Origin of the sequence: Dactylosporangium darangshiense, from assembly GCF_039537565.1 — a bacterium.
Taxonomy (GTDB): domain Bacteria; phylum Actinomycetota; class Actinomycetes; order Mycobacteriales; family Micromonosporaceae; genus Dactylosporangium; species Dactylosporangium darangshiense.
In genome coordinates this window covers 398,015-409,306 of record NZ_BAABAT010000002.1, presented here as the reverse complement: position 1 = coordinate 409,306, position 11,292 = coordinate 398,015, and the positions used below count along the sequence as shown (strand labels likewise).

The 11,292-nt window shown below is 74.4% G+C and carries 8 protein-coding genes; 6 read left to right on the top strand and 2 right to left on the bottom strand.

What is annotated here, in order from left to right:
• Nucleotides 1-67 precede the first annotated feature (67 nt).
• From ABD901_RS05480 to ABD901_RS05470, 3 genes are all read left to right on the top strand, one after another.
• Nucleotides 68-628: a sigma-70 family RNA polymerase sigma factor gene (locus tag ABD901_RS05480; RefSeq protein WP_345121893.1), complete on the top strand. Its 561-nt coding sequence runs from the start codon at nt 68-70 to the stop codon at nt 626-628.
• Nucleotides 625-978 carry a hypothetical protein gene (locus tag ABD901_RS05475; protein ID WP_345121891.1) on the top strand — a complete coding sequence of 118 codons (354 nt, stop codon included), beginning with the start codon at nt 625-627 and terminating at the stop codon, nt 976-978. Before ABD901_RS05480 ends, ABD901_RS05475 begins: the two co-directional genes overlap by 4 nt.
• Nucleotides 979-1,053: 75 nt before the next feature.
• Complete coding sequence (locus ABD901_RS05470; protein WP_345121889.1) at nt 1,054-4,116, top strand: Hsp70 family protein; 3,063 nt, start codon at nt 1,054-1,056, stop codon at nt 4,114-4,116.
• Nucleotides 4,117-4,274: 158 nt separating this feature from the next.
• On the opposite strand, the gene ABD901_RS05465 is transcribed toward ABD901_RS05470, so the two are convergent.
• Together ABD901_RS05465 and ABD901_RS05460 are read right to left on the bottom strand one after the other, a co-directional pair.
• Nucleotides 4,275-6,581 (bottom strand): Hsp70 family protein, encoded by a 2,307-nt coding sequence (locus ABD901_RS05465; RefSeq protein WP_345121887.1) that lies wholly within the window; start codon nt 6,579-6,581, stop codon nt 4,275-4,277.
• Nucleotides 6,578-6,781 carry a hypothetical protein gene (locus ABD901_RS05460; RefSeq protein WP_345121885.1) on the bottom strand — a complete coding sequence of 68 codons (204 nt, stop codon included), beginning with the start codon at nt 6,779-6,781 and terminating at the stop codon, nt 6,578-6,580. The genes ABD901_RS05465 and ABD901_RS05460 overlap by 4 nt, the downstream gene beginning before the upstream one ends.
• A 117-nt stretch (nt 6,782-6,898) precedes the next feature.
• Between ABD901_RS05460 and ABD901_RS05455 the strand changes: the two genes are divergently transcribed.
• From ABD901_RS05455 to ABD901_RS05445, 3 genes are all read left to right on the top strand, one after another.
• Nucleotides 6,899-9,691 (top strand): helix-turn-helix transcriptional regulator, encoded by a 2,793-nt coding sequence (locus tag ABD901_RS05455; RefSeq protein ID WP_345121883.1) that lies wholly within the window; start codon nt 6,899-6,901, stop codon nt 9,689-9,691.
• Between the two features lie 36 nt (nt 9,692-9,727).
• Nucleotides 9,728-10,606 carry a DUF72 domain-containing protein gene (locus ABD901_RS05450; RefSeq protein WP_345121881.1) on the top strand — a complete coding sequence of 293 codons (879 nt, stop codon included), beginning with the start codon at nt 9,728-9,730 and terminating at the stop codon, nt 10,604-10,606.
• 74 nt (nt 10,607-10,680) lie between these two features.
• Entirely contained in the window at nt 10,681-11,289 is a 609-nt protein-coding gene (locus ABD901_RS05445) for a TetR/AcrR family transcriptional regulator (protein WP_345121879.1), read from the top strand.
• The last annotated feature ends 3 nt before the right edge of the window (nt 11,290-11,292 follow it).

Below are 11,292 nucleotides of genomic sequence, written 5' to 3'. Positions count from 1 at the left end.
CTTGTCCGCGCGTGACGGTGTTGCGATACTCAGGGCGCCAACAGCCCTCTTCGGCAAGGAGTGTCGGGTGGGGACGTCCCGCGCGGCGAGCTACACCGACGCCCCCGACAGCTCCCTCATCGCGTGGAGCCGCGCCGGCGACACCCGTGCGTTCGACGCGCTGGCCCGCCGCCACGAGCGCAGCGTCCACCTCATGTGCCTGCGGTTCGCGGGCGACCCGGACGAGGCGCGCGACCTGCTCCAGGAGGTGCTGGTCAAGGTGTGGCGCAGCCTCGAGCGCTTCGACGGCCGGTCGGCACTGCAGACATGGATGTACCGCATCGTCGTCAACACCGCCATCGACTTCTCCCGCAGCCGGCGCCGCATCCCGGTCCCGGCCGGCGAGGACCTCCCGGCGCCGGTCGGGCGGTCGCCCGAGCACGCGGTCACGTCGGCCGACAGCGTCCGGCGCGCGCTCGCCATGCTGCCGGAGGAGTTCCGGGTCACCGTCATCCTCGCGGACTGCATGCAGTGCACGTACGACGAGATCGCCGAGCTCAGTGACGTGCCCGTCGGCACCGTGAAGTCCCGGCTCGCCCGCGCCAGAGCCGCCCTGCGCGACCTGCTCAACGCCATGGATGCCGCATGAACATGACCTGGCCGCCGATCGATCCGGCAACCGGCCTCGTGGACATGAACGTCTACGACCACATCGACATCGAGCTGGAGCTGGCGAACGGCCCCGTCGCCGAGCTCGACGTGCTGCTGCCGGCCGACCCGCCCGAGGCGCTGCCCGACGCCGCCTGGCATGCCTCCATCGCCGCCGCCACGCAGGAGCACCCGGCCGTGCACGACGCGGAGCACGCCCTGCCGCTCCACGACGACCACCACGACGACGTCTCCCACGACCCGTACGGCGACCTGTACGACGACCACCCGGCGGCCGAGGCGCCCGACCCGCACCTCGACCTCGGCCCGCACCATGACCACCCGCACTGAGCGCCGCGCGGAACACTCCACCCGCGGCGCACGTCCAACGAGGCACAGCCGCACTAGGAGAACGGAACCCGACCGATGGGCGTCGTCTACGGCATCGACTTCGGCACCTCGACCTCGGCGATCGTCGTCGGCCGGGCGGACGGCACCTTCCTGCGGGTCAAGGACCCCGGCTCGCCGTTCGGCCGGTACAGCGTGCCCACCGCGGTGTGCCTGCAGCGCGACGGGACGTTCGCCGTCGGCGCCGCCGCGGAGCGCACCAAGCGACTGCGGCCCGACCGGTACCGCGCGGGCTTCAAGCGCGAGTTCGCCGACCCGACGCCGACGATGCTGGGCGACCGCCCGTTCCGCTCGTACGAGCTCGCGGCCGAGGTCCTGCGGTTCCTGCGCGCGCAGGCGATGCAGGTCGTCCCGGAGGAGGCCGCCACGCTCGTCGTGACGGTGCCGGCCGCCTGGGAGGGCGCCAGCCACGACCTGATGCACAAGGCCGCCGCGCTCGCCGGCTTCGGCGCCGCGGATGTGCGGCTCGTGACCGAGCCGGTCGCGGCGGCCGCGTACGCCGCGCACGGCACCGCGGACGTCGGCGCCACCACGCTCGTCTACGACCTCGGCGGCGGCACGTTCGACTGCGCCATCGCCCGCCGCAACGCCGACGGGACCATGGAGGTCCTCGGCCAGCCGGGCGGCATCGACGGCATCGGCGGGCTCGCGTTCGACCGGGCCGTGCTGCGCCACATCCGCGCCGAGCACCCCGAGCAGACCGGGACCCTGCTCGACTCCGCCGCGACCGACGCCGCGACCTGGCGCAAACGCCTGCAGCTGCAGGACACCTGCGAGCAGATCAAGATCCAGCTGTCGATCACCGAGGCGCACGAGGAGATGCTGTCCGAGCTGGACGATCCCGTCGTCATCGAGATCACCCGCGACCAGCTCGAGGCGGTGCTCGCCCCGCTGCTGGACGAGACCCTGGACGAGTGCGAACGCCTCCTGGCCGAGCAGGGGCTCGAGTGGCCCGACATCGACGCCATCATCCCGGTCGGCGGTTCGAGCCGGCTGCCCCTGGTCGCCAAGCGCCTGTCCGAACGCTCCGGCCGCCCGGTCCGCCACGTCGACGACCCGGACCTGGCCATCGCACACGGCGCCGCCATCCTCGCCGGCCCCCGCCCGGCCCAACCCGCGCCGCAGCCCGAAGCCGAGCCCGAAGCCGAGGCCGAGGCCGAGCCCGAACCGCAGGCCGAACCGCAGGCCGAGGAGGTCGACGGGCCCACGACCGCACGCATCGCCGACGGCGTGCGAGCGTTCCTGGCGCGCCTGCGCCCGTCGTCCCGCTTCCACCTGGCGCCCGGCATCCCCGGCAACAAGCTCACGAACGCGCTGTCGATGCACCCTACGGCCGCGGGGGAAGAGGTGCTGGCCCTGTACGACTTCACGGTCTGGGGCGGCGCCAAGGAGTCCATGCTCTTCACCTCGCTCGGCGTCCGCTACCGCAACTCCGGCCTGGGTGAGGACACGCCCCGCTTCTTCGACTACACCACCTTCGGCTCCGGCGCCGCGACCGTCGAGTCCCAGGGCACCGCCCGCTTCAGCGACGGTGTCCCGCGCGGACTCACGATGTTCAACGAGGGCGACGTCACGCCGATCCGCGACCTGCTCCACGAGATCAACCGCCTCGCCCAGGGTCACCTCGCCGCCGTGCCGGAGGCGACGTTCGGCGAACAACCCGGCGGGCCGGTCGCGGCCCCGATGCCGGCGGCGAACCTCCTGGCGGAGGTCAGGCGGCTGCTGGCGGCGATGAAGGCCACGACCAAGCTGCGCCTCGCACCGGACATCCAGTCGTCCAAGCTGGCCAACGCGCGCTCGGCACACAAGGTCGACCCGGGCGAGGATGTTCTCGCGCTGTACGATTTCACCCTTTGGGGCGGGGCTAAAGAGAGCGCTCTGTTCACCACCCGCGGCCTGCGGCTGCGTAACGGGTGGGGGGTCGAAGGCAGTCAGAGCATCCACCCGTACACGGAGTTCCCCGCGGCGCTGTTCCGCCTCGACGGTGAGACCTGGACCCGCAATGATCCACCGCAGTCGGTCGGCTCTGTCGATCGCAGCGACGTGTTCGCGATGCGGACCCTGGTCTACGAGATCATCCGGCTGGCCGGCGGCATGCCGGTCACCGAGCGGCACCAGGCGGCGATGCGTGCGGCGCAGCCGCGGTACGCCGATGGTGTGCGGGCGCTGCTCGCCGCAACAGCGTCGGGCGGGCGCTTTTACGTCGGGACGCGGCTGACACCCGCGCAGCGCCAGTCGTTCGGTGCCGCGCTCGTCATTCCGGCGGGCGAGGAGCTGCTCGCGGTCTACAACATGGCCATCACCGGGGAAGCCGGCCCGCAGTGCCTCGCGCTGACCGACCGCGGGGTACGCTTCCGCGGCATGTCCGCCGGCGGTACGGAGTGCGCGGCGCCCTACGAGCGTTTCGCGACCGACGCGTTCGAGGTGCGCTCGACGAAGGAACTCGTGCTCGGCGACGGCGTGGTGCGCTACCCGTACAGTCTCGACGAGCTGGACCTGCCGCTCCTGCGCGGCCTGTTCGAGCGCATCACGGCGCTGGCGCGCAGCGACAGGCCGGCCCTGCCCGCCTCCCCGGTCCGGTCGCTCCCCGCGGCCCCGATCTCCCCTGCGGCCGTCTCCCCGGCCGAGTCACTCCCGGCCGTTCCCGTGTCGCCGGCACCGCCGCTGCCGGTCACGGCACAGCCGGACCGGTTCGGGGCATTGCTGGGGGTCGCGGACGAGCGGCAGGTCGCGCAGCTGCTGGCGGGGCCGTCGCGGCGGCAGGTGCTCGACGACCTGTTCGCCTGGCTGTGCACGCGGTACCGGCCGCGGCCCGGCCGGCACGATCTGGTCCTGCACTGGGTCGTCGACGGCGAGGTCTTCGAGCTCGTGCTGACCGGTGCCGGCTGCGCGCGCTCGCCGCGGCCGCTGCGAGCACCCGCGCTGTCGCTGGTGACGGCGGGCGTGTCGCTGTTCCGGCTCGCATCCGGCCGGGTGGCCCCGTTGTCGCTGTTCCTCACCGGCGAGGTGCGGCTGGTTGGCGACGTCGGCCTGGCCAACGAGCTCGGCACGCTGTTCGCGCTCGGAGCGCAGGCCCGATGAAGGGCCGCTCAGTGGCGCAGCGCCGCAGCAGCCGTGCCATGCCGGGAACGCCGGCACCGCCCGCCCCTTCGCAAGGCGTCCGCCGGCGCGCGGGTCATCGGGCGACGGCGATCACCACGGCGGTGAGCACCACGAGCAGGGCGAGGGTCACGCCGGCGCTACGACACGGCCGGGGCCGGTGCGTTCTGGCCGACCGTGCCCGAGCCGGCCGAGGCGGCGGCCGACGGGGAGATCGCGGAGGCGTACGGGCCGGTGTGCCACAGGCGGATCGTGTGGTCCTCGCTGCCCGTCGCCAGGACTGAGCCGTCGAAGTTGTACGCCACGCTCATCACCTTCTTCGTGTGGCCGGTCAGGGTCAGCAGGCTCGTGCCGGCGGACGGGTCGTAGATGCGTGCCTCGTCCACGGCCGCGGCCGCCACGTGCCTGCCGTCCGGGCTGTAGCGCACGACCTCGAACGTGGTCTCCGGCTCGATCGTGGGGCGCGCCGGAGCGCCGGAGGCCACGTCGAACAGCTTGATGCCGCCGGACGAGTTGCCGTAGCCGACGGCGGCGAGGGTCTTGCCGTCGGGCGAGAACGAGACGCTGCTGACCCCGACCCAGCCCGCGTCGATCGTGCGCAGGGTGCGGGCCGAGGCGGGGTCCCACAGGCGGATCGTGCCGTCGGCGCTGCTGGTGGCGATGGTGCGGCCGTCGGGGGCGAACGCCACGTCGTAGACGCTGGCATTGTGGCCCTGCAGCACGGACTTCTGCTTGCCCGTGTGTACGTCCCAGAGCCGGGCGGTGTCGTCGAACGAACCGGTTGCGACGGTGTTGCCGTCCGGGCTGAACGCGACCGCGCGGATCCACTGCTGGTGGCCGGTGAGCGTGACGGTGTTGTCGCCCGCCACGGTCCACAGCCGCCCGGAGTGGTCGGAGTTGCCGCCGGTGGCGATGGTCCTGCCGTCGGGGCTGACCGCGACGCAGTAGCCGCCCTTGCCGGAGGTAAACGGGCCCGTGCTGGTGCCGGACAGGACGTTCCACACGCGCAGGGTGGCGTCGTTGGACTCGCTGGCCAGTTGGGTGCCGCCGGGCAGGAACGCCAGGCCGGTCACTTCGCCGGTGTGGCCGGTGAGCACGCGCAGCAGCGGCGAACCGGAGCCGGCGGCCGCGGCGCTGTCGCCCGACCAGCCGCCGCCGCTGCTCGCGGCGCCGGAGTCGTGGTCGCGGCCGTTCCACAGCACCGCGGTCACGGTCACCGCCGCCACGGCCACGGCCGCGGCGAGCACACCGGCAAGCAGCAGCCGTGAACGGCGACGCTTGGGAGCCTCCACCGGTGCCGGCGCCTGCACCACAACGGGTGCGGGAGGCTCAGCCGGGGCCGGGGCCGGGGCCGGGGCAACCGGGGCAACCGGCGCGGTCAAAGTTGAGCCCGCCAGCAGGCTGCCCTCGGCGACGACCAACTCGGGGCGCTCGACCACCACGGGGGCCACGCCGAGGCGGCGGTGCAGCAGCGTCGCGGCCAGGGGCATCCGAGAGGCGCCGCCGACCATGAAGATGCCGGCCAGGTCGCCGGGCGCGACGCCGGACTCGCGCAGGGCCGTCTGCGTGGCGCGCATGGTGCGCTCGAGGATCGGCAGCGCCAACTGCTCCAGCTGGACCCGGGTCAGCAGGGCGTCGTCGTCGAAGATCGGGACGTGCAGCAGGGTCGACGCGGTGCGCGAGAGCATCTCCTTGCCGATGCGCACGTCCTCGCGGAAGGCGTGCGCGGCCCGGCGGTCGGCCGGGGTCTCCGGGCGGGCCAGGCGCTGCCAGGCTGCCGCATCGCGCTGGGCGTACACGGCGCCGAGGTGCCCGGCGATCGCCGCGTCGATGTCGAGGCCGCCGGCGTCGGGCAGGCCGTGCTCGGCGAGCACCTCGAAGCCATCGCCGGTGCTGCGCACCACGGACGCGTCGAAGGTGCCGGCGCCCAGGTCGTACACGAGCAGCCGGGCGCCGGGCGGTGCGGCGCCGGCCACGCCCGCGAACGAGCAGCCGGCCGCGACCGGCTCGGCGACCATCCGCGGTGCGGGCAGGCCGGCGGCGACCGCGGCGCCGGCGAGGACCGCCTGGCGGCGCGAGCCCCAGCCGGCCGGGCAGGTGAGCACGGCGCCGGGCAGCGGGGCGCCGGCGACGCGCTCGGCCTCGGCGGCGACTCGGCGCAGTACCGCCGCGAACACCTCGGAGACCGGGAACTCCTTGCCGCCGAGCAGCAGCGTGCCGTCGTCGACGCTGCGCTTGGGGTGCGGCTCGTAGCCGCCCGGATAGGCCCGCGCGGCGTGGACCGCGTCGCGGCCGACGAGCAGCGTGCCGTGCTCATCGGCGCAGACCGCGGACGGCAGCAGCTCGGTGCCGTCGAAGACGAGCGGGCGGGGCCGGCCGTCGGGGCCGGACAGCACCGCCACGGTGGTCGACGTGCCGAAGTCGACGCCGAGTCGCGGCGCGCTCATCGGGTCTGCAGCACGGCGAGCGCGAACACCGCGGCGACGGCGAGGAACACGACGAAGAAGACGGCGGTGACGACGCCGCCCGCGACCCGGCGGGCCGGCGAGGGCCGGTAGCCGGACCGCCGCCGCCGTTCGGCCAGCCGCCGGGAGTCCTCCGCCATCTGCATGAACCGGCGGCCGGCGTCGAAGTTCGGGTTGCTCACGGTCGTCTCCCCCTCGTGGTGACCGATTCCGGACTACTGCCACCCGAGGATCCCGCCGCTGCGGGGTGTGCGGCATCGTGGTACCCACCGAGAAGATTTCCAGCGGACGTGGGCGTGATGCTGATCGAACGGGAGCGGGACCTGGCGGCGGTCGAGACGCTGCTGGGGCGGGCGGCCGGCGGGCAGGGCGGCACCGTGGTCGTGGAGGGGGCGCCGGGCATCGGCAAGACCGCGCTGCTGGCCGAGGTGCGCGCCCGGGCGGCCGCCCGGGGCCTGCGGGTGCTCGGCGCGGCCGGCGGCGAGCTGGAGCAGGACCTGCCGTTCGGGGTGGTGCGCCAGCTGTTCGAGCCGGCGCTGCGGGCCGCGGGCGAGGCCGGGCGGGCCGAGCTGATGGCCGGCGCGGCGAGCCTGGCGGCACCGGCGTTCGGCCCGGCGCCGGGCCTGCCCGGCGAGGTCGAGCGGGGCGGGGTGGTGCACGGGTTGTACTGGCTGTGCTGCAACCTCGCCGAGCGCCCCCTGCTGCTGGTCGTCGACGACGCGCACTGGGCCGACGAGTCCTCGCTGCGGTTCGTGTCGCACCTCGCCCGCCGCCTCGGCGACGTCGGCGCGCTGCTGGTGCTGGCCAGCCGGCCCCGCGGCGGCGGCGAGGACACGTTGAGCCGGGCGCTTTCCGGGGTACACCCGCAGCTGCTCGTCCTGGAACCGCTGAGCGAGGCCGGTGTCGGCCGGGTGGTCCGCGACGAGCTCGGCGCCGAGGCCGACGACGAGTTCTGCCGGGCGTGCGCCCGGGCCACCGGCGGCAACCCGTTCCTGCTGACGGAGGCCCTCGCGAGCCTGCGCGAGGGGAAGGTCCGCCCGGTCGCCGAGCACGCCGCCCGGGTGGCGCGGCTGCGCCCGGACACCGTCAGCCGCGCGGTGCTGGCCCGCCTGTCCCGGCTCGGCCCGCAGGCCGAGGCGGTCGCGCGGGCGGTGGCGGTGCTCGGTGCGGCGGCCGCGCCCCGGCGGGTGGCGGCGCTGGCCGGGCTGCCGATGGCGCGGGTGGCGACACTGGCGGCACCGCTCTACGCCGAGGCGATCCTGGCGCCGGGCCGGGAGATGCGGTTCGTGCACCCGCTGGTGCGCACCGCCGTGTACGGCGACGTCGCCGGCCTGCAGCGCGCCGCCGGCCACAAGCGGGCCGCGCTGCTGCTGCGCGAGGACGGCGCCGGCCCCGAGGAGCTCGCCGCGCACCTGCTGCACTCGGAGCCCGACGACGACCCGTGGGTGGTCGAGGCGCTGCGCGGCGCCGCGGCCGGCGCGGTGGCCCGCAACGCGCCCGAGCCGGCGGTCGCGTTCCTGCGCCGCGCGCTGGACGAGCCGCCGGCGCCGGAGCTGCGCGCGACGCTGCACGCCGAGCTGGGCCGAGCGCTGGGCATGGCCAACCGGCCCGACGAGGCCGGCGACGCGCTGCGGCGGGCGATCGAGCTGACCGGTTCCGCCCCGGAGCGGATGCCCCTCGGGATGGAGCTGGGGTGGCTCATGCTGCAGACCGGGCGCAGCCGGGCGGCGATCGACGTCATGCGGTACACCCGGAGCCTCCTCGAAACGCACGACGGCACCCTGCCGCTGCCGCTGCAGGCCGCCTTCGCGATGCTCGACATCATCACCATCCGCCCGCCCGCGGTGTGGCTCGCCCGCCTCGACCCGCTCCTGCCGTCGCTGACCGGCCGCACCGACGTCGAGCGCATGCTGCTGTCGATCATCGCGTTCGGCGCGGCCACGACCGGCGACCGCCCCGCCGCCGAGGTCGCCCGCCTCGCCCGCAGCTCGTGCGAGGGCCCGCTGCCGGCGCGCGACAAGTGGATCCTCGTCAACATGGCCTCCGCCGCGCTCGCCGTGGCCGACGAGCTGACCGGCTCCCTGGAGCTGCTCGACCGAGGCATCGACGCGGCGGTACGCCTGGGCAACGCCGCCGAGTTCCGCTACCTCGCCGTCCTGCGCTCGCACACCGCCCTCTACGCCGGGCACCTCATCGACGCCGAGGGCGACGGCCGGGCGGCGATCGAGCTGCAGGAGGACACCCGACCGCAGGACCTGCCCCTCGCCGCGGCCGTGCTCATCGACGCGCTCGTGGCCCGCGGCGCCCTCGACGAGGCGCAGCGGGTGGTCCGGGAGGGCGACCTCGAGGGCGAGCAGCCGATGGACACCCTCGTCGCGCACTTCGTCCTGCTCGCCCGCGGCCGCCTGCGCCTGGCACAGGGCCGCCCGTCGGAGGCGGCCGAGGACCTCCTGGAGTGCGGGCGGGTGCTCGACGGCGGCGGGTACTCGAACCCGAACTTCGCGCACTGGCGCGCCGCCGCCGCGCAGGCCCAGCTCGCCCTCGGTCGCACCGCCGAGGCCGCCGGCCTCGCCGAGGAGGACCTGCGGCTGTCCCGCGCCTTCGGCGCACCGACCGCGATCGCCCGGGCGCTGCGGGTCGCCGCGCAGCTCGACCCGCCCACCGCGCTGGAGCGCCTCGAGGAGGCGGTCGCGCTCACCGACGGCACCCCCGCCCTGCTGGAGCGGGCGCACGCGCTCGTCGAGCACGGCGCGGCCCTGCGCCTGGCCGGCCGCCTCGCCGAGGCCGTCGACCCGCTGCGCCAGGGCCTCGACCTGGCGGCCCGCTGTGCCGCCGCCCCGCTCGCTGCCCGGGCCGGCGAGGAGCTGGCCGCGGCCGGCGCCCGCCCCCGCCGCGCCCGCCTGACCGGCCGCGAGTCCCTCACCGCCGGCGAGCTGCGCGTCGCCCGCCTGGCCGCGTCGGGCGCCACCAACCGCGAGATCGCCCAGTCGCTGTTCCTGTCGATGCGCACCGTCGAGATCCACCTGACCAACACGTACCGCAAGCTGTCGATCGGCAGCCGCCAGCAGCTCGCTTCCGCGCTCGCCGGGTGACGTTTGACCGCTCCGGAATTGGGGACGGGTGTCGTGATGGGCGACATCAAGGTCGGCACCGCGTCGTGGACGGACCGGACGCTGCTGGATTCGGGCTGGTACCCGCCGGAGGTCACCAGCGCCGAGCAGCGCCTGGGCTACTACGCCGGCCAGTTCCCGCTCGTCGAGGTCGACGCGACCTACTACGCCCCGCCCAACGAGCAGACCACCCGCCTGTGGGCCCAGCGCACCCCGCCCGCCTTCACCTTCAACGTCAAGGCGTTCAGCCTCCTGACCGGCCACCCGACGAAGGTGAGCGCGCTGCCGAAGGACCTGCGCCCCGACACCGGCAAGCCCAACGTGTACCCGCACGACCTGTCATCGGCCGCCTACGACGAGGTGTGGTCGCGCTTCCTGTCGGCCCTGGACCCGCTCGCCGAGGCCGGCAAGATCGGCTCGCTGCTGTTCCAGTTCCCGCCGTGGTTCACGATCCGCCGCTCGAACAGGCAGACCCTGCTGGAGGTGGCGTCGCGCTGCAAGCCGCTGCGCGTGGCCGTCGAGTTCCGCCACGCGTCGTGGTTCGACGGCGACAACCGGGACGAGACCCTGGAGTTCCTGCGCACGCACGACCTGCCGTACGTCGTGGTCGACATGCCGCAGGGCCACCGCTCGTCGGTCCCGCCGGTCGTCGAGGCGACGTCGGACCTGGCGCTCGTGCGGTTCCACGGCCACAGCGAGCGCTGGACGAGCAAGGACATCCACGAGAAGTTCGGCTACCTGTACTCGTCGGCCGAGCTCTCCGACTGGGCCCCGAAGCTGCGCGCCCTGGCCGCGAGCACGTCGCAAACCCACGTCTTGATGAACAACTGCTACTCCGACTATGCCCAGCGCAACGCCGCCGAGCTCATCGACCTGTTGAGCGGCGAAGACAGCTGACATGCCCGCCGTTCATCGGCTGCAGACTCAGCCGGGCCACCAAACCGAACGGTTCGGTAGGGTATTCTGGGGGTATGGCCACCGCCACCAGGACGGACTCGACCGGCGACCGGATCATCGCCGCGGCTACCGCCGAGTTCGCCCGGTATGGGATCGCCGGCGCCCGGGTCGAACGGATCGCGAACGCGGCCAGGACCAGCAAGGAGCGGGTGTACGCGTACTTCCGCAGCAAGGAGGCGCTCTACCGGTTCGTCGCCTCGCGAGAGCTCGCGGCGATGACCGTGGCCGTCGAGCTGGACCCGGCGGACCTTCCCGGATACGCCGGGCGCGTGCACGACCACCTGGTTCGCCATCCGGAACGCCTGCGGCTGATGATGTGGGGTCAGCTGGAGCTCCCGGCCGGGCAGGCGCCACCCGACGATCCCTTCCAGGCGTCCGTGCGCCACAAGGTCGAGCAGCTACGCGACGCTCAGAAGGCCGGCGCACTCGATGCCGTGTGGGCGCCCGAGGACGTGCTCGTGTTCGTCAGCCAGCTCGCCACCTCGTGGGCCGCCCAGGCCGATCACGCACCCACCGGCGCCGATCGCGACCGGTTCATGGCGGCGCGCCGGGCGGCCATCGTCGCCGCCGTCCAGCGGCTCTTTCCCGCCGCTGCAAACAAGGCCGCGCCCAGCGGAGGCTGATCG

Coding starts and splice junctions, on each gene's coding strand:
- ABD901_RS05475 (WP_345121891.1), top strand. CDS start 625: ATGAACATGACCTGGCCGCCGATCGATCCGGCAACCGGCCTCGTGGAC.
- ABD901_RS05470 (WP_345121889.1), top strand. CDS start 1,054: ATGGGCGTCGTCTACGGCATCGACTTCGGCACCTCGACCTCGGCGATC.
- ABD901_RS05465 (WP_345121887.1), bottom strand. CDS start 6,581: ATGAGCGCGCCGCGACTCGGCGTCGACTTCGGCACGTCGACCACCGTG.
- ABD901_RS05455 (WP_345121883.1), top strand. CDS start 6,899: ATGCTGATCGAACGGGAGCGGGACCTGGCGGCGGTCGAGACGCTGCTG.
- ABD901_RS05445 (WP_345121879.1), top strand. CDS start 10,681: ATGGCCACCGCCACCAGGACGGACTCGACCGGCGACCGGATCATCGCC.
- ABD901_RS05450 (WP_345121881.1), top strand. CDS start 9,728: ATGGGCGACATCAAGGTCGGCACCGCGTCGTGGACGGACCGGACGCTG.